Raw genomic sequence first — 22,882 nt, 5'->3', positions numbered from 1 at the left:
ATTCCCTGATACAGAGGGACTATATAATAGCACAGGGCGGCAGAACCAATCACCGAATACGGGCTATCCCCGGATCAAATCAGAGCGACTGGAGCTTGTCGAGTTCCTTGGCCACCAGATAATAGAAAGTCACACGCGACTTGGACCGATCCGCCGCCATGGCTTTGGCAGCAGCGGCAATGGCCTTGTCAGCGCTGTCATCGGTCACACCGAGCTTTTTGACGCACCAGCTCGCCTTGACGCGCGCAAGTTCTTCTGGATCGGAGGCGGACACCAGTGAGGAATCCCGGTTACGCAGGGCAATACCGAGATGTTTGACGATCTTGCCGACAATCGCTTCATTGGCTGCGGCATCGTATTTTTTCACATCTGCGAGATAGTCAGTCATGTCCACTCCTTCGTGTGCCCCCGGCCCGGTTGCTTCAAATGACCGGTTGCATGGAGAATGAGACAGCAATCCCTCGTCGTCAAGAATTGTCTAAATTGCGCAGGTAGTGGACAAAACCTTTTCATCGAATTGTCATCTCCCCCCTTTTCTCGCGCGGGTGAAACGCCTATATGAACCTTGCCGGGGCAACCCGGCTATGGCGATAAACGGTCGGTGTAATAAACCTATTGGACCCGGGGGCGGTACCCGGCGCCTCCACCAAAAACCGGCGGACCTTCACCTATGGAAGGCCGGCTTTTGATGGGGGCGAAATAGGATCGACAAGGGCGTAAAGATCGAACTTTTGCTCGGCATGATACCGCCGTTATCGGGTCACAAGTGTAGTTGCAAACGACAACAACGCTAAGGAATACGCTCTCGCTGCCTAATGGCGGTGCGGGAATTCCGCTCTAAGTCCTCACGGTTAGCCCCGTGAGGCGGGGTTCGGAGGTACCTGGCAACAGAAACCTCCACCTTCTCCATTTTGCCTGAATTGATTATATGATAGCTGACTTGCAGACGGCATCGGCTTTTCCGTTGCTGCCGTTCCGGACATTGCGTATACTTGTCCAAAGCATAAGCCTTGAGGATCAGAAATGGTTCGGACATGGGATTAGGCTAAGATTCAAAGTGTTACAGCGTCCTAGGCGCGCAGTCCGCGCCGTGCATGAAAAGACGTTCGAATAAGGGAAAGACAGGACCGCATGGGGCAGGATCATATCCGTTACGACATTCTCGCACAGGATGCCCTTCGCGGCGTTATTCGCAAGGTTTTGGGTGAAGTGGCCGCAACCGGCCGCCTGCCCGGCGACCATCACTTTTTCATCACCTTCCTGACCGGCGCCCCGGGCGTGCGCATTTCCCAGCACCTCAAGGCAAAATACGCCGAGCAGATGACCATCGTCATCCAGCACCAGTTCTGGGACCTGAAGGTTACCGAAACCGGCTTCGAAATCGGCCTCTCCTTCTCCGACACGCCGGAAAAGCTGGTCATCCCCTACAATGCCATCAGAGGTTTTTACGACCCCTCGGTGAATTTCGAACTCGAATTCGACGTGCCGCTCGCTGAAGAGGAAGAAATGGAAGAGGCGGAAATCACTGCCTATCCCGTTTCCCATGAGGCGAAACCGGCGGCTGCTTCCGAGACGCCGAAGGCAGGCGAGGAAAAGAAGGAAGGGTCCGTCGTTTCGCTCGACGCCTTCCGCAAGAAGCAATAGCAGTTTTACCCCCGACTTTCGAAACTCGAGGAGGCATATCCCCATGGCGGCCGATATCGTCAATCTGCGCCAGTTTCGGAAACAGAAGGTCCGCAGTGAAAAGGAAAAGCAGGCGGAGCAGAACCGCCTGTCCTTCGGCCGCACCAAAGCGGAAAAAAATCTCACGTCAGCGCTGAATGCCAAAGCCGAAAAGGCGCTCGATCAGGGCCGGCTCGACAAGAGCGATGAAAACGGCGATCAAGATTGAACGTCCAACCGCGTGCTGCGAATGTCGGGGCCAACGGAAAAGAATCGCAAAACAGGGACTTGCCGGCGAGACATGATTCAGACCCTCAACCGGACCCGCCGGAGCCTGATCTGATGATCCGCAAGCACTCCGCGACGTTGCATGGCCATCGCACCAGCATTTCACTCGAAGATGCCTTCTGGGACGAGCTGAAAATCATCGCGGAAAAGCGCAAGATCAGTTTTGCGGCCCTACTTGCCGAAATCGACGACAATCGCGCCGCCGACAGCAATTTGTCGTCGTCGCTCAGGGTTTACGTGCTGAACTGGCTGAAAACCCGCTGAGTCCAAACTGGATCCGTCATCTGCGATGACCCGGCATCCCCGGTGAACGGGGAATTGGGATATGCGCGAGTGCTTTCGCATTTGCCGGACGCATTCCAGCCCGGCACGTCGGCCCATCAACCACTATAAGAATTCCCCCACAAAACTCGTAAAGCTGTGAAAGCATTCCTTAAACATTCGAAGGCTAATTTGCGCTGCAAGGCGATTTGGTATTGCGTAGCCTTGCCCATCAGGACTGGTTTCAGGTCGCCTTGACGCATCGTTCAATCGTGACGAGCCTGTCGCCTCCACCCTCGCTATCCTATACGACGAACACCGGCTGCGAGTGATCGCTCGAAGTCTGCCCGCACGCGCGCGGCCCATCGGGTTTACACGGAACCGCGCCGGATGCGCTGTCTCTTCGAAACATCATCTGCACGAAAAGCCGCTCCGCGGTTTCCTGGAAAGAATTATGGCGTCGCAGCCGGTGCTCCCGGCGCGAGTTGCCGTATCGCGTCTTCTGTCGGTGGTACGACGAGGGCCGGGGCGGATTGTCGCTCCGGTGCCGGCTGTTGCTGCTGTTGCTGTTGCAGCCGCTCCTGCTGTTCCTTTTCCTGGCGCAGGCGCTCTTCGGCTGCCGCCTTCTGGCGGGCTTCCTCTTCCGCCCGCGCCTTGGCTTCCGCCTCCGCCCGCTCTTTTGCGGCCTGTCGTTCTGCCGCCTGCGAGCGGTAGAGCACGACTTCGCGGCGCAGCCGCTGCTTTTCAAGAACGCTCGCCTGCATGGCCTCCACCCGGCGACGCTCCTTTTCGAACGCTCGCAGCGAGAGGAAATTGCTGAGCGCGGACACATCCGTCGTCAAAGCCGGAGCGGCAAGCGGGCCGTTATAGTTGAGACGCACCGAAGGCTCGGCCCCTGCGACCGTTTCGGTGCCGGGATTGAACAGGAGATCGACGTCACCGTTCACAGTGGAAGCCGCCAGATCGACGCTCGCATCGGCCGTCAGCGTGACGGGATCGATGCCGGCGCGCAGGTTCTGGAAATGAAGCGCACCCCCGTTCAACGAGAATGGCAACGCCACATCGCCAAGCCCGATTTCGCCCTGCCACAGGGTCTGATCCACCAGCGGACGCACCTTCGGCGCATCGATCGGCTGCTGCAAGCCGTCCGCTGCCTGCAGGATCGGGGCAAGAGCGCCAGGGTTGAGACCCTTGACGACAAGCCCGCCCGCCCGGATTTCACCAGAGCCACCCGCTGCTTTGAGCATTTCAGCAACACTTTTACCCGTCGATTCCGCCGTCAGGTCGATAGCGACCTTGCCCGTCGCAACCGGGCCGTTGGCATTGGCCCACAGGATGGGCTCCGGGTTTGCGTCGGTCACCGCAATCTTGGTGCGGAAAATTCCTGCCCCCTCGCCGGTCGACATGGCCAGGCGACCCGTGAGCTTGCCGCCCATAAAGGTGCCGCTGACATCATCGAGCGAGAGTGAGCCGGCATCATGCGTGACCCTCGTCGAAAGACCCGTCACGGTGCCCAATGGACCGGCCTCGAAGCTCTCCGCTTTCAGTGCCAGCGACGCCTTGAGCTGCGGGAACGCGGCCATGGCAAGCGGCTTGGCGTTGAGCGCGCCGGTCTCCGGATCGATCACCGGGCCATACATCGCGTCTCCCAGCCAGGCGAGATCGACCGTCCTTAAGGAAAGGTCACCGTCGACGGGATAGGGCGCGGCGCGTTGGAACGCCAGATTTCCCGAGAATGGATTTCCGCCCACCTGGCCGCCGATGGACGACAAAGCAATCTTCTGCCCGTCAACAGTGACTTTCGCATTGGTCTTCACTGCCAGACCGCCGCCGAGCTGCGGCAGGCCAACGGCGTTCATGATGAGATAGGGCTCGATATCAGCACTTTCGAGCGCGACATCCGCGCTGCCTTCACCAAAATTGCCGGCGGCCACGGAGAAGGAACCGTTCATCGAAAAATGTGTGCGTTCGGTAGAGAAGCGCAATTCTGTCTGGGCAGGCGAGCCGAGCGTGCCATTGAGTTTGAGGGACAGGAGCCCCTCGCCATCCGCATCGAAAGGCAACGGATTGAGACCGGCCTGACCGAACAGGATCGCGGTCGACTGGTTCTTCAGGACCGCTTCCAGCGACATGGCCGTATCGTCTGTTATCGACAGGAAATCCGGCATCTTGGCAACGGCTGAAAGCCGGCTGCCATTGACGGTGCCGGAAACGGCGACATTCGCGCCGCCATTTTCACTGTTGACCGAAACGTCAACGGCAAGGTCCGAATTCGCATACCAGGGCGCGCTCGCCGCCAGGCGGCTGAGGAACGGATGGTCAGGCAACTTCTGCTGCAGCATGGCGAACAATGACTGCATATCCGCCGCATGCAGGTTTACCGTGCCCTTTCCCGCATATTTGAGCAGCGAACCCTGCAACTCTCCCCTAGCCTTCACTTCCGCACCGGCGATATCGCCGGCCGTCATGTTTTCAAGCGAGAGCACACCTCCTGCGATATTAAAGGTAGTCTCGACCTTGTTGGCGGTCACGCCGGCCATATTGAAGCGGTCGGCCTTGAATTTCGCGGTAATGCGATGATCGAGGACCGAACCGCCGACCTGATCGCCAAGCGCCAGACTGCCGAGCGCCCTCAGCGCGTCGAGATCGATTTCGTTGCCCGAGAGATCGATGGAGAGATTGGACTCCTTGCCATCCGAGCGTCGCTCCAGAGCGCCCTTCAGCGATGCATCTCCGATGGCAAGTTCCAGATTATCGAAACGCTGGTTGAGCGTCGTCAGCGAGACATCGGCAGAGAAACCGGCAGCGTTGAGCTGGCGGATTGCCGGATCGACTGAGCCGGAAAGCCAGCTCGCCAGCCCCGAGGGCTGGTTGGAGGCGAGCAGCATATTGCCGTTGAAAGCCGGACCGCCAAGCAGCGTCAGCGATCCCTTCGCTTCCAGCTGCGTCCTGCCCGGCAGCGTCGCCACGGCATTCACCACCTGCCAGCCGCTGCCATCCGGGCGAACATCCAGCCGGATGTCCCGAATTGTCGTGTCATCGGACACCAGCGCTGGAAGGCTGATGCTTGCCTTGCCCGGCACAGGCGGCACCGGAATGCGCGCCACCATCGCGGCAAATGCCTCGATGCGCTGACGGACGGATACGGTCGGCTGGCGCGACGTCTTGCCCGTCTGCACGACAGGCGGCGCAAAGCGCGCGACGTCGATCTGCTGGCCGTCGGCCGTCAGCAGGAATTCCGGCTTGGCGCCGGTATCAAGCGTTGCCTCCCCCGTCACGACGTAAGGATTTTCGCTGCCGCCAAGCTCCATGCGGTAGCTCGAAATTCGCACGCTCTCATTGGTGAGCTCGAAGCTTCCACGGGTGCGCGGTGAGGAAAAGATCGATTGTCCGGCTTGCTGTTGCTTCTGTTTCTGATCTTCGCGGAAGGTGAAGGCAAAGGATCCGCTATAGGCCGGCTTTCCCGCCGTTGCGGCGATCGCACCATCGAGATCGACCTCGACAGGATGTTCATCCGGCACAAGGCGCAGCCTGAGACCCATGCGGCCATTGGCATAATCCGGCTCGCTGCTGGAGAGGGAGAAGGAACCGGGGTGCCCGTCAACAGCCGCGCGCCCCTCGGCTTTCCAGGGGCCGGCGAGAGAATTTGCAGACATATCGGCGTTGAGGCCCGTCACGATACGGTTTCGGCCAGACTGCTCATCGATGAATTCGATCTGCCCGCCTTCGATCTGTACGCTTTCGAGAACCACGGTGCGCGCCGGGATTTCGGCACGGCTACCCCGCATCCAGTCCAGCGTACCGTCTTTCAGCAGTCTTATCTTGGCCTTGGGTTCTTCGATGCGCATGTCGAAGATGCGCGCTTCGCCAGAAAGAAAAGGCGCAAGCTCGGCATCCATGGAGAACCGTGCGACCTGGATGAGCGGCGATCCATCCGCATCCGTTCCGGCGCGCACATCATGCAGCGTTACCGACGGGAAAGGCAGGATTCGGGCCTCGACGCGGCCGTGCACGACGACTTTCTTGCCAAGGATACGACTTGCCTGGTCTTCAAAATCACGACGGAAATCGGTCCAGTCGACAAAATAGGGAATGAGCAGCGCCGAAAACAGCACCAAGGCCAGCAGTCCGCCCAGAAAAACCAGAATACGTCCGAGCACTGACCTGCATCTCCCTTCGCGAACGCTGCAAACCTATTCTTTTCTGCCTTAACGGCAAGCAGCCTTTTGTACCAATCAAATGTGAGAATGATCAGACAAGCCGGAACAATTTACCCGGATTGAAGATATTGTCGGGATCGAGCGACGTTTTGATGGCGCGCATCACATCCAGTGCATTGCCGGCCTCTTCGGCGAGAAAACTCATCTTGCCCTGGCCGATGCCGTGTTCGCCGGTGCACGTGCCGTCCATGGCGATGGCGCGGCGGTTGAGGCGGGCGACAAAGGCTTCCGTCTTCGCGACGCTTTCGGCATCCTTGCCATCGAACAGAATAAGCACGTGGAAGTTCCCGTCACCCGCATGGCCGACGATCGGCGCCAGAAAGCCGTTCTCGGCAATATCCCGCTGCGTTTCCACCACGCAATCGGCCAGCCGTGAGATCGGCACGCAGACGTCGGTGGAGAGACCGTCAAGATGCGGGGCAAGCGCCCGCGACGCCCAATAGGCATCGTGACGCGCCTTCCAGAGCTTGGCGCGCTCGGCAGCATCGCCCGTCCAGCGAAAATCGACGCTGCCGCATTCCGCTGCGATCTCGGCGAACTGCTGCGATTGCAGCGCCGCCGTCTCTTCCGTGCCGTGGAACTCCACGAAGAGCGTCGGCTTCTCCGCATAGTCCAGACCTGAATAGGCGTTGCAGGCGCGCACCTGCACTTCGTCCAGCAATTCGATGCGGGCGACCGGAACGCCCATCTGGATCGTCATGATGACGGCATCGCAGGCAGCCTTGATACTGTCGAAGGTGCAGACACCGCCCACGATCTTTTCCGGGATACCCTGTAACCGCAGCGTCACGGACGTTATCACGCCAAGTGTGCCTTCAGCGCCGACAAAGAGCCGTGTCAGATCGTAGCCCGCAGAAGACTTGCGGGCGCGGCGCGCCGTGCGGATTTCCTCGCCATTGGCTACGACGGCGGTGACCGCGAGCACATTGTCTTTCATCGTGCCATAACGCACGGCATTGGTGCCGGAAGCGCGTGTCGAAGCCATGCCGCCGATCGAGGCATTCGCGCCCGGATCGATCGGGAAGAAAAGGCCTGTATCGCGCAGATAGACATTGAGGTCCTCGCGCGTCACGCCCGGCTCCACCGTCACGTCAAGATCTTCGGCATTCACCTCAATGATACGATTCATCCGGCTGAAATCGATGCAGATTCCGCCGTTCGGCGCATTCACCTGCCCTTCCAGCGAAGACCCGGTCCCGAAGGGAATGACGGGCACCTTATAGTGCGCGCAGGCCTTCACCACGGCTTTCACATCATCGGCGCTCTCGGCAAAGACGACGCCGTCTGGCGCCTGCAGGGTCAAATAGGTGGTGGTGTGGCCGTGCTGCTCGCGAAACGCCTGGCCGGTCTGGACTTTCTCGCCCAGCTGCTGCTTCAGCACCGCGAGCGCAGACGCGATACCTTCTTCGTTCCGTTTACCCGCCACCACATCCTTGAGCGCCATCGTCCGTCTCCGCCGCAACATCCGCCCGTAACGGATTCGAACCGTTACGAAATTTCGTCAGGAGGTATGGGATAAGGTCAGCGCTTTGTCCAGCATCGCGATTGCACTGCTTGTGGTTTGGCGTCGATCCTATTCCGCGGCAAGCAACGGCTTGTCCTCCTCCAGCGCCTTGCGGCGGGCGGCAAGTTCAAGCTCGCGATGCAGACGAATTTCCTCATCCGCCTGCGGTTTGGCGAAGCGGGCGATCAGGAGATAGGAAACCGGCGTGATGTAAAGCGTCACCAGCGTCGCAAAACCCAGACCGCCGACGATGACCCAGCCGAGCGCGATACGTGCTTCCGCCCCGGCGCCTTGGGCAAGCACCAGCGGCACGCCGCCGAGAATGGTGGCGATCATCGTCATCATGACCGGGCGCAGACGGATGCTGGTGGCCTTTTCGATAGCCTCGCGCACGGTTGCTCCCTGATCGCGCAGATGGTTGGCGAATTCGACGATAAGGATACCGTTCTTCGCCATCACCCCGACGAGCAGCACGAGGCCGATCTGGCTGTAGACGTTGAGGCTGGAGCCGGTGACGAGCAGCGCGATGACGGCGCAGGCAAGGCCGAGCGGCACCGTCGACATGATGATGATCGAACTCAGCACGCTTTCAAACTGCGCAGCAAGCACCAGGAAGATGATGGCGATCGCAAAACCGAAGGTCAGCAGCATCCCGCTCGAATTTTCCTCCAGCGTGGCCGCCTCGCCAAGCGGCAGCAGACGCGCGCCGGGCGGCATCACGGATTGCGCCATTTCGTTGACTTTTTGCAGGGCCTGACCGAGCGAAACGCCGTCCTTCAGGTTAGCGGTAAAGCCAACAGAGGGGAGTTGCTGTTCGCGGTTGAGCTGCGGCGCCACCGCATTCTCCTTGAGCGAGGCGATGACCGACATTGGCACGATCTTGCCGTCACCCGTTTTCAGGAACACGTTTTCAAGATCGGTTGGATCATTGATCGGTCGAGTGGAAGACAAGAGCCTGACCGGGATGGCATCGCCATCCACGAAGACGTCAACGATCGAGCGACCCTCCAGCAAAGACTGCATGGCGCGCGACAGGCCGGTGATGTCGATGCCGAGATCGGAGGCGCGCTCGCGGTCGATGGACACGGAGAGCTGCGCCTGATTGGGCTCGTTGTCGAAGCGCGGCGTGTCGAACAGACCGCTCTCTTCCATCGAAAGCAACAGCTTCTGCGTCGCCTCCGTCAGCGCTGCGTAATTACTGCCGACCATTGCCATCTGCAAGCCGTTGCCGGCGCCGCGGATGCGAAGGCTGTTCGGCTGCATGGCATTGCCGCGCAAGGCCGGAACCTTGTTGGCGGCGGATGTGACGTCAGCGGCGATCTGGTTCTGCGTGCGCTCGCGATCCGCCCAGGGAGCGAGCGTCAGTACCATGAAGCCAGTATTGGACGAGCCGTTCATGCCGGTGATGGAGTAGATGTTGCGAATTTCCCCACTGTCGCGCAGCGGCTGCAGGTTTTCCTCGATACGTTGCAGCTGGTCGCGGGTATATTCGAGGCTCACGCCCTGCGGCGCGGTGACCCGCATCATGATAGAGGCGCGGTCCTCGCGCGGCGTCAGTTCGTTCTGGATCATGCCAAAGGCGATCCATGACAGGCCGGAAAAGATCACGGCAACGACGATGACGATCAGCGGGTTATTGAGGCAGGCGGACAGCGTCGATTTATAGGTCGCAGCGAAAACATTGCCAAACCACGCAAGCGGCCCGGTCGGCTCCTTCAGCCCCTCCTTCAGCATGCGCGAGGCGAGCATCGGGCAGAGAGTCAAAGCCACGATGGATGACAGGCCCACCGCAAAGGCCAGCACGAAACCGAACTCGCGGAACAGGCCGCCAAGCTGGCCCGGCAGGAAGGAGAGCGGGATGAAGACGGCGGCTAGCGTCGCGGTCGTCGCTATGACGGCGAAAAAGACCTCCTGGGTGCCGAGAACGGCGGCTGCTCGGGGTCCCATGCCTTCCGCCCGGCGGCGTACGATGTTTTCCAGCACTACGATCGCATCGTCAACGACGAGGCCCGTCGCAAGCACGATGGCAAGCAACGTCAGAATATTGACCGAAAAGCCGACCATATAGATGGCGATGATCGTGCCGATCAGCGCGACCGGCATGGTGATCGCCGGAATGAGCGTCGCGCGCCAATCGCGCAGAAAGAGATAGAGCACCACAACGACGATGACCGCCGAAAGCCCGAGCGCGATCTCCACCTCATGCAGCGCACCCTCGATGAACACCGCATCGTCGCTGGTTACCACGATGCGCGTTCCCTCGGGCAGATTGGCCGACATCGTTTCGACCGCAGCCTTCACGCCGGTGGAAATGTTGAGCGTGTTGGACTGCGCCTGGCGAATGACGCCAAGACCGACGCCCTGTACTCCATTGGAGCGCAGCGACGTCGATTCGTCATCCGCGCCAAGCATGACGGTCGCGACGTCGCGAAGGCGGATATTGTCCTTGATGAGGAGATTGGAGAAGTCCTCGGGTTTCGTCAGGCTCGCCGTGGCGCGCACGACGATATCCTGCGTCGCGCTTTTCAGCGATCCCGCAGGCACATCGAGAGCGGCGCTGGCGAGCGCATTGGAAACATCGGTGACCGTCAGACCACGGCTGGCAAGCGCCGCCTGATTGAGATCGACGCGGAAAACCTTTTCCTGATCGCCATAAAGCTCCACATCGGCGACACCATCGACAGCGGCGAGACGGTCGATAATTTCGTCATCCACCAGTTTGGTCAGGTCTTCCATGCTGAGCGTGGATGAGGTGACCGCAAGACGCATGATGGGCTGGCTGTCAGAATCCGCCTTGATGATCTGCGGCTCGTCGGCATCGTCAGGCAACTGGTTGGTCACACGGCCGATGGCATCGCGCACATCATTGGCCGCGACGGCCATATCGACGCTGTCCCCAAATTCCATCGTGACGCGGCTGGTGCCGAACTGCGAATTGGACGAGATGGATTTGACGCCACTGACGCGGGCAACCGCCCCTTCAATAGTCTGCGTCACTTCCTGGTCGATGGTCTCAGGCGCCGCCCCCTCATAGGTCGTCCTGACGCTGATCGTCGGCCTGTCGACATCCGGCAGTTCGCGCACCTCAACACCCACAAGGGCTGCAAGCCCAGCGACAACCAGAAGCGTGTTAAGGACAGCCGCAAGGATGGGCCGGCGCACGAAAAGCGCGGTAAAGGCAAGCTTGGAGTCCTGACCGGAGGGCGACTGCGTCATTGGCTGGCAACCTCCTCAGCCTTCGGCGCATTACCGATGCGGACAGCGCCGCCTTCCCTGACGCGCTGCAATCCTTCGATAACAACAGGCTCGCCTTCCGCCAGCTCGGCTTTCACCAGCACCGCGTCCGGGTTGCGCTGCACGATCTGCACCCGCACCTTGTTCGACTTGTTGTCTACGACACGCCAGACATAGGAGCCTTCCGCGTCCCACTGCACTGCCAGCGGATCGACGGAGGCATAGGTCTCGCCGGCAAATCGCATGGTAACGCCGAAGGACATGCCAGCCCTCAGCTCGTCCTTCTCATTGCCGAACTTCGCACGGATACGAATGGTGCGGCTCGCCTCATCCACGCGGTTGTCGACCGCCTCGACCTCGCCGGTGAAGGTTTCGCCGGGCCGCGAAATGGACGTTGCCTCAACCGGCATACCGATCTTGATCGCCGTCGCAAAACGCTCCGGCGCCCAGAAATTGACGAGAATTTCGGACCGGTCATCGATGCTGACGATGGTTGACTGTGTCGTGACGTTATCACCGATATTGGCGGCAACGATGCCAGCAACGCCATTGATCGGCGCCACGATATCACGCCGCTTCAAATTGAGCTCCGCGGTGCTGAGCGCAAGCTTTGCAGCTTCCTCCGCGATCTGCGCATCAAGCACGTCGAGGCGGGCGACGGATTTCAGGTTCTTGTAGGAATTGGATTTGTCGACGGCGCTGCGGAGCGCGACCTGGGCCTTGTCCCGTTCGATCAATTGTTCGTCGTCATCCAGACGCGCCAATACCTGGCCCTTCACCACACGCTGTCCCGATGAGGTGCGGATTTCCGCAAGCGTGCCGGAGACCTGCGGCATGACGACGACCGACTGGATCGCCTGGCCATTGCCGATCGCGTTCAGACGATCGTTGACGACGCCTCGCTTCACCGGGGCCGTCACCACGAGCGTGGCGTTGGAATTGCGGCGCGCGCCGTTGCCGTTCTGGCCAGCCGATGGCCCTGCCGCCGCAACCTCAACGGCGCCGGGGGCCGGTTTTGCAAGTCCGACGCTGGCGAGCACATTACGGGCCTCAGGCGAATAAAAGCCCCAGAGACAGAGCCCTGCCCCAACGACGGCCAGACTGACACCCACCTGTTTCCAGACCCGCATATAGTTCTCCGGTTGATCATCACAGCATAAATCGCCCCTTGAATCATAGACTTCGGGACGTCCGCAGTATTCCTGCTTGCCAGAAACGAGGCAACGCACAAATCCGTTTCTTACGTATTTGTAATTTGTAATGGATTTTCGGTGAAAGCGCGACCGGGACCATAATTATCGCAAATGTTCTCACACGCGGATAACCTATCCGGGAGAAAACGAGCCGGAGGAAGCCATGAGCACCGTCATGAAAACACAAAATCCAGAAGCCGATCCGCGTGTGAAAGCGGTCTTCGATGATATCCGGACCACCCGCAAATCGGATTTCATCAACAATATGTGGCTATATCTCGCCTTTGACCCCGATCTCCTGGAAAAGACATGGGCCGAGGTCAAGGCAGTGATGGCGACACCTTCGGCGCTCGACCCGCTCGTGAAGGAAATGCTTTACATTGCAGTATCCGTCACCAATGGCTGCTCCTACTGTGCCCACTCCCACACCGCCGCCGCAAAAGCCAAGGGAATGACAAACGAACAGCATGCCGATCTGATGCGGGTGATCGCGCTTGCCGGCAAGACCAACCAGCTTGCGGTAGCCCTGCAAGTGCCCGTCGATGCCGCTTTTGATGCTGACCAGAGTGCATGAACCCGAAATAATGCCTTGGAATAGGCGTTTTGAGCGGTGATACCGGAATAAAAGCAGAACGCGGTTCTGGCCTTTACATCCCGAATCACTACATTGGGCCGCATGAGCAACAGTTTTGACGATATGCCGTTCTTCGATGAGGAACCCGTGGCGCCGCGCAGGGCGACGAACAATGCCCCGTCGGAAAACGGCGGCGGGCTTGGAATTGCCGCCCGCGCCATGGCCGCCCGTGATCAGACGCGTGCCGCGCCAGATTATCTTTCCGGGCTCAACCCGGAACAGCGCGAAGCGGTTGAAACGCTTGACGGCCCGGTTCTCGTCCTCGCGGGCGCCGGCACCGGCAAGACCCGTGTTCTGACAACCCGCATCGCCCATATTCTCGCGACCGGCCGTGCCTATCCGAGCCAGATCCTCGCTGTGACCTTTACCAACAAGGCCGCACGCGAGATGAAGGAACGCATCGGCGTTCTCGTCGGCGGCGCGGTCGAGGGCATGCCCTGGCTCGGCACCTTCCACTCCATCGGGGTCAAGCTTCTGCGTCGTCACGCCGAACTCGTCGGCCTGAAGTCGGATTTCACCATTCTCGATACGGACGACGTGGTGCGGCTGATCAAGCAGCTCATCCAGGCCGAAGGTCTCGATGATAAGCGCTGGCCGGCCAAACAGTTCGCCGGCATGATCGACGGCTGGAAGAACAAAGGCCTGACGCCGCCGGATATTCCTGAAGGAGATAGCCGCGCCTTCGCAAACGGCAAGGGCCGCGAACTGTACACCGCCTATCAGAACCGGCTGAAGACGCTGAACGCCTGCGACTTCGGCGACCTGCTGCTGCACCCGATCAGCATCTTCCGCCGCCACACCGATATTCTAAAGGAGTATCACCAGAAGTTCCGGTACATTCTGGTGGACGAATATCAGGACACCAACACGGCGCAATATATGTGGCTGCGGCTCTTGGCCCAGCGCGCCAAGGGCGAGCCACAGAATGTCTGCTGCGTCGGTGACGACGACCAGTCGATCTATGGCTGGCGCGGCGCGGAAGTGGACAATATCCTGCGTTTCGACAAGGATTTCCCCGGCGCCAAGGTCATCAAGCTCGAACGCAATTATCGTTCAACTGAGCATATTCTCGGTGCGGCCGGCCATCTCATCGCCCATAATGAGGGCCGTCTCGGCAAGACGCTGTTTACCGAACGCAGCAGCCCTGATGACGAAAAGGTCGTGGTGCATGCGGCCTGGGATTCCGAGGAGGAAGCCCGCGCCGTCGGCGAAGAGATCGAGCAGCTTCAGCGCAAAGGTAACATGCTGAACGACATGGCGATCCTTGTCCGCGCCTCCTTCCAGATGCGCGAATTCGAAGACCGGTTCGTCACGCTCGGCCTCAATTACCGCGTCATCGGTGGCCCGCGCTTTTATGAGCGCCTCGAAATCCGCGATGCCATGGCCTATTTCCGCCTCGTCTGCCAGCCGGCTGACGATCTCGCCTTCGAGCGAATCGTCAACACACCGAAACGCGGTCTGGGCGATACGACGATCCGCAATCTGCACGACTATGCGCGCGCGCGTGACATTCCGATGCTGGCCGCGGCCGCCGACATCATCGAGACCGACGAGCTGAAACCGAAGGCGCGCAAGGCGCTGTTCGATGTGGTGCAGGATTTCCGCCGCTGGCAGGGTCTGCTCGAAAACACCGAACACACCACGCTTGCCGAGCAGATCCTCGACGAAAGCGGCTATACCGCCATGTGGCAGGCCGACAAGACGGCCGAAGCACCCGGACGGCTCGAGAACCTCAAGGAACTCATCCGCTCGATGGAAGCCTTTGAAAGCATGCGCGGTTTCCTCGAGCATGTCGCACTCGTCATGGATGCCGAGCAGAACGAAAACCTCGATGCCGTCTCCATCATGACGCTCCATTCCGCCAAGGGTCTGGAATTCGACACCGTCTTCCTGCCCGGCTGGGAAGAAGGCCTGTTTCCGCACCAGCGGGCGCTGGACGAAGGCGGACGCTCCGGTCTTGAGGAAGAACGTCGTCTTGCCTATGTCGGCATCACCCGTGCCAAGAAACTCTGCCATATCTGGTTCGTCTCGAACCGCCGCATTCACGGGCTGTGGCAATCCACCCTGCCCTCGCGGTTCCTGGACGAACTGCCGTCCGCCCATGTGGACGTTGCAGCATCCGATAGCAGTTACGGCGGATATGGCGGGCGCGGCGGCTACGGCCAGTCGCGTTTCGACAAGGCCGATCCCTTCGCCAACACCTATTCCACCCCCGGCTGGAAACGTGCGCAGCAGAACCGCAGCGACGCCACTCGCGACAACTGGGGCACACGCTCCGGCCACGCGGTGGAGCGCATCGGCTACGGCGAAAGCGGCCCCCGTACCCGCACCATCGACGGGGAACTGGTGGCGAAATCCGTCGCTGACACGCCGTCAAAATTCTTCGTGGGCGACCGCGTGTTCCATATCAAGTTTGGCAACGGCAATATCGCCGCCATCGAGGGGAACAAGCTCACGATCGACTTCGACCGCGCCGGCCAGAAGCGCGTGCTGGATGGATTTGTGGAAAAGGTTTGATTCGACAACTATGAGTGCCCGCAGACCGCTTTTTCCGTAGCCCACGTCATGCCGTTGCAATAAAGGAGTTGCATTGGGATGTGGAAAACGGGTGAGGACTGCCTTGCATATATTACCGAAGAGCCAGCGCAAGCTTGCGGTTTTCCTGATCAACATGGACAGCGCCACAAAGCGCCTTGCCGACATGAATGCGCGTCTCGATGCGTTAGGCCTCGAGGCCGAACGCGTTCCCGGCGTCAACGGCAGGGAACTGAACTATCCCATTCCAGAGTTCAGCGAGCTCTCCTACATGCTGATGCATGGCCGCCGCACCTCTCCGCCCGAGATCGGCTGCTATTTGAGCCATGTTGCCTGCGCCAGCCGGTTTATGGACGCTGACGCGGACATAGCGCTGATCCTCGAAGACGACGTGGTCTTCGACGGGGATTTTCTGGATGCCATTGATGAGGCCGTGCTGAACGGCCGGGACTGGGACATTCTGCGGCTCACGACGGTCAGCAATGGCCGGAAATTCGCGTTTCGACGTCTGTCCAACGGCCGTTCTCTGGCAATTGCCCTCACACGTGAAAAAGGATCGGGCGCCTATCTCGTCAACCGCCGGGCCGGAAAGTGGATCGCCAGTCTCATTCCTATGCGGCTCGCCTACGACATCGCCTTCGACCTGGAATATCTCGCCGGCCTGAAGTCCGCCTTCATCTACCCGCTCTGCGCGACGCAGGATGCCGATGGCGAGAGCCAGATACAGAACAATCTTCGCATCTACCGCCTGCCCCGCTGGCGTTACTTCACCGTTTTGCCCTATCGCGCCTACCTTGAAACCACCCGCTTCCTGCTGCGCGGTTTCCGATTGCTTGTGGCTAAGGCAACGGTAGCGTTACAGCGGGACAAGCGCAAAACACTGGCTGCCGGGCACTGAACGCCCGGCTCACGTTTCGCCAGGCGTAAAGCCGATCAGATAAACTGCCGCAACCACGGCTGCGAGAATGAAAATCGAGATGACGAAAATCGTCATCCTGTTCAATGGCTTGCGAGTCGTTTTCTTCATGCCGGAATAATGCGGCGGGACAGACCTGGTTCCATGGCCTTTGATCCATCTCGCCCGATGGGCGTGCAGTCAGGCGGTGGCGTCCGCGCTCGGCAGTCGGTGTGACAGGTAATCATCCATCTGCGCCATCGCCTCCTGTCGCGAAAGGCCGCCGGACTGCAAGCCAGACCGAAGCCATAACCCGTCGATCAGCGTGGTGATCCCCAGTGCTATCGGTTCGACGTCCTCCTCAGATACGAGATGCCGCAATGCGGAGAGCAGATTCGACCGCATGCGCGCATGGATCACCTTTTGGATCCGCGCAAGCTGCGGCTCACGGGGAACCTCGGCGCACAGCGAAAGCCAGGCATGGCAGATCGACGGCTGAAAGAAGCTCTCGTCGAAATTCGCATCGATAATTGCCTGCAATCTCTCCCGCGCGCTTGTGGCGCGATTGAGCCGTGCCACGACCACCTCCGCCAGCTTCACATTGGCTTCGCGCATAGCATGCTCGAAAAGCTCCTGCTTGCTCGCAAAATAATGCAGCACGATGCCTTTGGAGGCGCCCGCCTGCGCCGCAACCCGCTCTAGAGTTGCCCCCGCCATTCCCTCTCTCTGCAACACTTCGAATGCTGCCCGTCTTAGCTCAGCCCGGCGAATATCGCTTATTTTAGTGAGTCGCATTTCAGTCTCCTTACAGAGACACATTGACAAATTTTCCGAAAAGATCAATTATTGTCCCACGGGTCAATTTCATGACCTGTAAGGCAAAGGATTGACTGATGGGACGGTTTAGGACGGTTCTTTTCGCGACAGCATTGATGATATCTGGCGCAAGCGCGGCTTTTTCAGCCGACCCCGAAACCTGTCGGGTCGTTCGCATGGCGGAACCGGGCTGGAACGACCTTGCATTCACCACCGGCATCGCCTCGACACTGCTAAAGGCGCTACACTACCAGCCGCAAAGCCAGCTGCTCGGCATCGACGTCATCTACACCAGCCTGAAAAGCAAAGACCTCGACGTCTTCCTCGGCTATTGGGATCCGGCGATGGTCAATTATTACAAGCCCTACAAGGAAGACGGTTCGGTCGAAAAAGTCCGCACCAACCTTGTGGGCGCCAAATATACCTTTGCCGTGCCGACGTATGTGTGGGAGGCCGGGGTCAAGGACTTTTCCGACCTGCAGAGGTTCGCCGACAAGTTCGACAGGAAACTCTATGGCATCGAGCCCGGCTCGAACCAGTTGATGCTGAACGCCGTCAATGACCCGTCGCTCGGCCTGAAGGACTGGGAGGTCGTCGAATCCAGCGAACAGGGCATGCTTTCCCAAGTCGCGCGCTTCAGCCGCAACAAGACGTTCATCGTCTTCCAGGGATGGGCACCCCACCCGATGAACAGCAAGTTCGACATCAAATATCTCACTGGTGGCGACAAGTTTTATGGACCCAACTTCGGTGCTGCCACCGTCGATACGCAAGTCCGCAAGGGTTATGCGCAGCAATGTCCGAATGTCGTGGCACTGCTGCAAAACCTCGAATTCGACGTCGATTTCGAAAACAAAGGCATGGACCTGATCATGAACGGCGGCCTGACGCCGGAAGACGCGGCGCTGCAAGCCATTAAAGCGGAGCCGCAGCGGCTTGAGAAATGGCTGAAAGACGTCTCCACCGCCGATGGGCAGAACGGACTCTCAACGGTAAAGGCGGAGCTTGGGCTATGACGGCGTTGTCTTTGAATCACTGGGAAGATCGCAAGCGCTATATCGACCTGCCGCGCAAACGGCAAATGGCGTTCATCGATACAGAAGGCCCCGGGCCCGTGCTGCTGATGTTGCACGGCTTTTCCGACACCAGCCGCAGCTTTTCGATGCTGGAGCCCTACTTGCAAGAGTACCGGCTGATTGTTCCGGATTTGCCGGGACATGGGTCATCCTCCATCGGACATGGTTTTCACGTCGCCGACTTCGCGGAAACCATCGACCGTTTCCTGACCCTTATGGGCATCTCTCGGCTGTTTCTGCTGGGCCACTCCCTCGGAGCGATGACAGCAATTGAGCTGGCGGCCCGCCGTTCCTGCTCCGTCCGTGCGATGGGGCTGATTTCCGGCACGCTGGAGCCGGATTTTGGCTCTGAAAGCACGCTCACCCAGGATATCCTCGCCTTGCGCGACCCGATCAAGCCGACGGGCGGCTTCCTGCGCGACTGGTATTTCTGCAACCATCCCGTCAACGAGGATTTTCTCGGCAGAATGAAGCATGACGCGGCTAACATGCCGGCGGAAATCTGGCATGGCGTCGTGAAAGCCTTCGCAGAAACGAACCTGCGCCACAGTGCTTCCAAGATAGATGTTCCCGTGCTCTGCATTTCCGGCTCGGAAGACCCGCTCTTTGACGAATCTCACAGACAGCAACTTGCCGAGGCCTTTCCCACGGCCCAGTCGGTGACGCTGCCGGGGCAAGGACACAATCCACACTGGGAAGATCCACGCTGCGTTTCGACTTTGGTCACAGAGTTCTTCGCGGAAGTAATGATGCAAGCCGGCGCGCGCACCAACATCCAGACGTCCATTGGAGATCGCTGATCGCTTTAACGGACCCCTGTAACCCGAGAATTCGATTTCGCTTCCGGCACCGATAGGATAACGCTTCACAGCGCAATCAAAATTCGGCCGCCATGACAGACACGACCCATCCACGCCTCAATCCGCTGCACCTCGCCGCTGCCTTTGCCAGCGGCTGTCTTCTGACATTGATGGTCCATTTTAACGGCCAGCTCGCCCACTACGGCAGCGCCCTGTTTTCGTCCTGGACCGCACACGGCACCGGGACGGTGGCGGCACTGATCTATCTCGCCGTCATGCGGCCAAAGAAAGACAGGACAGCTCCAGAAAAACCGAAAGCGCCGCTATGGGCCTATTGCGGCGGGGTGGTCGGCGCGGCCATCGTCATTCTCACCTCCACGGCCGTCAATTCGCCGCTGGCGCTATCAGGCACCATTGCGCTTGGCCTTGGAGGGCAGGTGATATTCAGTCTGCTCGCCGATCTTTTCGGCCTTTTCGGCCTGCCGAAAAGGAGGCCGGACCTGCGGGACCTGGCCGCCGTGGCGCTCATCCTCTGCGGCAGCGCTCTCATCATCCTTGTCGGGAGAGCCGCATGATTGTCTGGATCGCCATGGCTTTTGCCGGCGGCGTCTTCGTCGCGCTCAGCCGCCAGATCAACGGTCGCCTCAGCCTCTCCAATTCGCCGCTGATCGCCTCCTTCTGGAACCACATTGTGGGTTTCGGCGTCCTGACCGTTATCGGGCTTGCCGTCGGCGGTCTCATTCCGCCGGGCGCGGCGGAGGCACCATGGCTTGCCTATATTGGCGGCCCGATCGGCGTCGTTTTCATCGCCTCAGGAAGCTGGCTCATCCCCCGCATCGGTGCGGTCAATACTGCCCTTCTCGTCATCAGCGGGCAGATGGTGTCAGGCGTGGTTCTCGATTTTTTCAGCGAACACCCGCCGAAAATCTGGGCCTCTGCACTGGGAATCCTGCTTATCCTTGCCGGCATGGTGCTGACGCAACGGCGTCGCTGAAACCAAAACGCGATCAGGAATCCTTGCCACGCGAGAACATGCCGAACAGGGTCTTTCCGCCGCTCTTGCCGCCGCTGCTTGCCAGTGTCGGACGATTGCCGTTCAGCTTCGGCACAACCACCATGCGCTTGACTTCGCCGCGCTTGAAGGCAGCCAGGAAGCGCGAATAATCGCGGAACACCACGCATCCGTTCGACTCGCCGCGTTTCGCGAGCATGTAGGTATGGGCAAGAAGACCGTCGCGGCCGTGCGGATTGACACCGTTTTCCGGCGTCAGGCGAATGGCTTCGACACCGTGGAAGCGCGCTTCGCGCATCGTCAGTCGATAGCTGGAAGGCGGCGTCGAGCCGCGCATCTTCACATGCACATAGTCGGGATTGTCACGCATCTTGCCGATGCCCGAATGGGCTTCCAGCTTTTCGCCATTCGGCATGTGCACGACACCGGAGGAGATATCGTAGATGGCGGTGCCATTGCCGCGGTCCGGCCAGGGAACGGCATCCATCTTGCTCGGCTCGCGCATCGGATTATCAGGCTTTGCAAAGGCGAGCATGGCGCCCGTGCTCTGCTTTGGCGGCGCGGGCGCGCGCAGCGGAACCGGCGCATCGAAAGCAGGAGCGGAAGCGACGGCCGGAACATCAGCCTTGGATGACGTGGCAGGACGCGGCGACGGCTCAACGGCCTCGGCGGTCGCAACTTCAGGCCGGAAACTCGGCAGCGGCACATCGTCCGGAAGCAGACTGCTTGCTTCTTCCTCGATCTGCGGTCGCGCCAGCGCCACTTCAAATGCGGGATGCTGGGGGACGGTGCTCTGATAGGCCACGTCCGAGGTGCGGCCCAAAGCGGAATCAACGATTGCCGATGGCTTCAGGGCGGCAAGTTCCTTTACCGTCGCCTGCCCCTTGGCATTAGCAGCCGCACCAAAACGCTCGCCGAATTCCTTCGCGCCAATTTCAGGCATGATGCCGGCAAGGCGAACCGCTTTTTGCTGGACGTGGTTATGATCGCTCAACCGGGAAAACTTGCGCACGTGAATATCGCGTGCAGCTGCGTGTGCGATCGCGGTTTCGGCTGAATCGAGGTTGGCGACCAGCGTCTTTTCAAATTGCCCCACGCCATGCGAGGCAGCCGCCATGCTGTGCAGCGAGGCAAAGGCCGCGACGGCAAACAGTCCGGCAAAAACGCCGCCGCCGAGGAGCGCGGACATGCGCCCGTGCGAAGAGGATTTGCCTCTCTTGGCGGAAGACGAACCGGCAAAGCCGGCATCATTATAGGCCGCAGCAGAAAACGCCATGATACTCGTTACTCGAACCGTTCACGCACATCCGGTCGATGCCGGAGGGATTTTGGGACATCCGAAGAGCCGGTGAACACCACGCCGCTTTCGGAACTGACTGGTTCGAAGCATGCCGAATTATGGTAACCAAAGTGTTTACGAGTCCCTGCAAAAATATTTCGTTAAGGTCTGCGCATCTTAAGGCGAAGGCAAAACAATGACTTGCGCGGGTACAGCGTGCATCCGCACTGCATCGTCCCGGGAAATGCCCTTGTAAGGGCCGTCATCGGCCTGGAAAATTTCCGTCGCCACATCGTCAGGTAAATTCCGACTTGGCCGGAAATTTGCTGCAAATGCGGCAGGACTGCGACATGGCAAGCCACCGTGCGTTCAATGTCCTCTGCACGACAGGTCGAAAATGACTTGATCCGCCAAAGCTGGCTTGGCATCCTTTAAAAAAACGGGAGGCCATCATGAAGGCGCTGCTGCTCATCGACATACAAAACGGGTTCTGCCCGGGCGGCAATCTGGCGGTTGCCGATGGAGACAAGGTCGTGCCCATTGCCAATGCGCTGATCGACAATGGCGGTTATGATCTCATCGTCGCCTCGCAGGACTGGCACCCGGAAAATCACGGCAGCTTCGCCTCGCAGCATCCCGGCAAGAAACCGTTCGATATGGGAGAGCTCTCCGGCAGGCCGCAGATGATGTGGCCGGACCATTGCGTGCAAGGCACGCCCGACGCCGAGTTTCATGCCGACCTGAAAACGGAAGCCTTCGATTACATCCAGCAGAAGGGCGAGAACCCCGCAATCGACAGCTACTCCGCTTTCCGCGACAACGATCAGGTGGCCACAACCGGCCTTTCCGACTATCTGACGCGCCAGGGCGTGACACAACTCGACATCTGCGGCCTTGCAACCGATTACTGCGTCAGTTTTTCCGTACTCGATGCGCTGGAGATGCTGCCCGGCGTCAAGGTCCGTTTTATCGAGGACGCCAGCCGCGGCATCGATCCGCAAGGTATCAAGGCTGCGATTGCGACGATGCGGGAAAAAGGTGCGACGATTCTGAAAAGCGGCGACATTTTGGGCGACTAGAACATTTCCACCCGAAGTGAACACGCTTCGGCGTCGGATAATGCGGCAATAACAAAAGGATAAAGCATTTTCGGTGATCCCATGATCACAGGAAATGCTCTAGATCAGCGAGGCTTGGCCTTCTCGAGCACGTCGATATCTCCGGCCGCGTCATCAAGCCGTCTCAACATCGCCGTCTGGGCATCGCGAAGCCCCTGATTGTAGAAAACATATCCGATTTCTTCGGCCAGAAAATCGACGAAGATTTCCGCCTGTAGGAGACCGATTTCGGCTTCGGCCTCCCGGGCAAGATAAGCCCTGATACGAGCGGCCAGATCGGCCTTTTCCTGCTTTTCCAGCATCGATTTTCCACTGTCCGGCATCTGAGATCCGCGTGGAGACCCGGCGCGAAGCC

At 59.6% G+C, this 22,882-nt stretch carries 19 protein-coding genes and 1 other RNA gene; 12 read left to right on the top strand and 8 right to left on the bottom strand.

The features are described from left to right. Window positions 1–79: 79 nt before the first annotated feature. Window positions 80–388, bottom strand: coding sequence for a DUF2853 family protein (locus tag FS804_RS15235; RefSeq protein ID WP_144577409.1), 309 nt, complete (start codon window positions 386–388; stop codon window positions 80–82). A gap of 140 nt (window positions 389–528) precedes the next feature. On the opposite strand from FS804_RS15235, the gene ssrA reads away from it, so the two are divergent. The 4 genes from ssrA (at window position 529) to FS804_RS15215 (ending at window position 2,214) form a co-directional block, all read left to right on the top strand. Continuing rightward, window positions 529–902, top strand: a transfer-messenger RNA (tmRNA) gene (gene ssrA, locus FS804_RS15230). Window positions 903–1,131: 229 nt separating this feature from the next. Further along, window positions 1,132–1,644, top strand: coding sequence for an SspB family protein (locus FS804_RS15225; protein ID WP_063950536.1), 513 nt, complete (start codon window positions 1,132–1,134; stop codon window positions 1,642–1,644). Between the two features lie 43 nt (window positions 1,645–1,687). Beyond that, complete coding sequence (locus FS804_RS15220) at window positions 1,688–1,891, top strand: DUF4169 family protein (RefSeq protein WP_144577407.1); 204 nt, start codon at window positions 1,688–1,690, stop codon at window positions 1,889–1,891. Window positions 1,892–2,004: 113 nt separating this feature from the next. Continuing rightward, window positions 2,005–2,214: a ribbon-helix-helix domain-containing protein gene (locus tag FS804_RS15215; RefSeq protein WP_063950538.1), complete on the top strand. Its 210-nt coding sequence runs from the start codon at window positions 2,005–2,007 to the stop codon at window positions 2,212–2,214. 449 nt (window positions 2,215–2,663) lie between these two features. On the opposite strand, the gene FS804_RS15210 is transcribed toward FS804_RS15215, so the two are convergent. From FS804_RS15210 to FS804_RS15195, 4 genes are all read right to left on the bottom strand, one after another. After that, complete coding sequence (locus FS804_RS15210) at window positions 2,664–6,371, bottom strand: AsmA-like C-terminal region-containing protein (protein WP_144577405.1); 3,708 nt, start codon at window positions 6,369–6,371, stop codon at window positions 2,664–2,666. Between the two features lie 91 nt (window positions 6,372–6,462). Continuing rightward, window positions 6,463–7,875 carry an FAD-binding oxidoreductase gene (locus tag FS804_RS15205; protein WP_144577403.1) on the bottom strand — a complete coding sequence of 471 codons (1,413 nt, stop codon included), beginning with the start codon at window positions 7,873–7,875 and terminating at the stop codon, window positions 6,463–6,465. 129 nt (window positions 7,876–8,004) lie between these two features. Continuing rightward, the gene (locus tag FS804_RS15200) at window positions 8,005–11,151 is read right to left on the bottom strand and encodes an efflux RND transporter permease subunit (protein ID WP_144577401.1); all 3,147 of its coding nucleotides are present in this window, start codon (window positions 11,149–11,151) and stop codon (window positions 8,005–8,007) included. Next, entirely contained in the window at window positions 11,148–12,299 is a 1,152-nt protein-coding gene (locus FS804_RS15195; protein ID WP_144577399.1) for an efflux RND transporter periplasmic adaptor subunit, read from the bottom strand. Before FS804_RS15195 ends, FS804_RS15200 begins: the two co-directional genes overlap by 4 nt. 226 nt (window positions 12,300–12,525) lie before the next feature. Here FS804_RS15195 and FS804_RS15190 point away from each other — a divergent pair, with 226 nt between their 5' ends. The 3 genes from FS804_RS15190 to FS804_RS15180 all read left to right on the top strand — a co-directional run bounded on the left by FS804_RS15190 (window position 12,526) and on the right by FS804_RS15180 (window position 16,429). After that, the gene (locus tag FS804_RS15190; RefSeq protein ID WP_063950543.1) at window positions 12,526–12,936 is read left to right on the top strand and encodes a carboxymuconolactone decarboxylase family protein; all 411 of its coding nucleotides are present in this window, start codon (window positions 12,526–12,528) and stop codon (window positions 12,934–12,936) included. 102 nt (window positions 12,937–13,038) lie between these two features. Continuing rightward, entirely contained in the window at window positions 13,039–15,513 is a 2,475-nt protein-coding gene (locus FS804_RS15185; protein WP_144577397.1) for an ATP-dependent helicase, read from the top strand. Between the two features lie 103 nt (window positions 15,514–15,616). After that, window positions 15,617–16,429, top strand: coding sequence for a glycosyltransferase family 25 protein (locus FS804_RS15180; RefSeq protein WP_144577396.1), 813 nt, complete (start codon window positions 15,617–15,619; stop codon window positions 16,427–16,429). 198 nt (window positions 16,430–16,627) lie between these two features. On the opposite strand, the gene betI is transcribed toward FS804_RS15180, so the two are convergent. Beyond that, complete coding sequence (gene betI, locus FS804_RS15175) at window positions 16,628–17,221, bottom strand: transcriptional regulator BetI (RefSeq protein WP_144577394.1); 594 nt, start codon at window positions 17,219–17,221, stop codon at window positions 16,628–16,630. Window positions 17,222–17,358: 137 nt separating this feature from the next. Here betI and FS804_RS15170 point away from each other — a divergent pair, with 137 nt between their 5' ends. The 4 genes from FS804_RS15170 (at window position 17,359) to FS804_RS15155 (ending at window position 20,112) form a co-directional block, all read left to right on the top strand. After that, window positions 17,359–18,258, top strand: a complete 900-nt coding sequence (locus FS804_RS15170) for a choline ABC transporter substrate-binding protein (protein WP_371417882.1) — start codon at window positions 17,359–17,361, stop codon at window positions 18,256–18,258. After that, on the top strand, window positions 18,255–19,118 hold the full coding sequence (locus FS804_RS15165) for an alpha/beta fold hydrolase (RefSeq protein ID WP_144577391.1): 864 nt from the start codon (window positions 18,255–18,257) through the stop codon (window positions 19,116–19,118). Before FS804_RS15170 ends, FS804_RS15165 begins: the two co-directional genes overlap by 4 nt. Before the next feature lie 92 nt (window positions 19,119–19,210). After that, entirely contained in the window at window positions 19,211–19,693 is a 483-nt protein-coding gene (locus tag FS804_RS15160; protein ID WP_063950547.1) for a DMT family transporter, read from the top strand. Beyond that, window positions 19,690–20,112, top strand: coding sequence for a DMT family transporter (locus tag FS804_RS15155; RefSeq protein WP_063950548.1), 423 nt, complete (start codon window positions 19,690–19,692; stop codon window positions 20,110–20,112). Before FS804_RS15160 ends, FS804_RS15155 begins: the two co-directional genes overlap by 4 nt. Before the next feature lie 13 nt (window positions 20,113–20,125). Here FS804_RS15155 and FS804_RS15150 read toward each other — a convergent pair whose 3' ends face one another. Beyond that, entirely contained in the window at window positions 20,126–21,406 is a 1,281-nt protein-coding gene (locus FS804_RS15150; RefSeq protein WP_144577390.1) for a DUF2778 domain-containing protein, read from the bottom strand. A 455-nt stretch (window positions 21,407–21,861) separates the two neighbouring features. Between FS804_RS15150 and pncA the strand changes: the two genes are divergently transcribed. Continuing rightward, a complete protein-coding gene (gene pncA, locus FS804_RS15145; protein WP_144577388.1) occupies window positions 21,862–22,488 on the top strand; it encodes a bifunctional nicotinamidase/pyrazinamidase in 627 nt (208 codons plus the stop codon). Window positions 22,489–22,592: 104 nt separating this feature from the next. On the opposite strand, the gene FS804_RS15140 is transcribed toward pncA, so the two are convergent. Then, window positions 22,593–22,829: a DUF2164 domain-containing protein gene (locus FS804_RS15140; RefSeq protein WP_144577550.1), complete on the bottom strand. Its 237-nt coding sequence runs from the start codon at window positions 22,827–22,829 to the stop codon at window positions 22,593–22,595. Window positions 22,830–22,882: the final 53 nt, after the last annotated feature.

It is taken from the genome of Agrobacterium sp. DE0009, from assembly GCF_007680755.1.
In the GTDB taxonomy this organism is placed as follows: Bacteria; Pseudomonadota; Alphaproteobacteria; order Rhizobiales; family Rhizobiaceae; genus Agrobacterium; species Agrobacterium tumefaciens_B.
The sequence above is the reverse complement of the archived record's forward strand: the minus strand, read 5'-3'. Positions and strand labels throughout refer to the sequence as shown.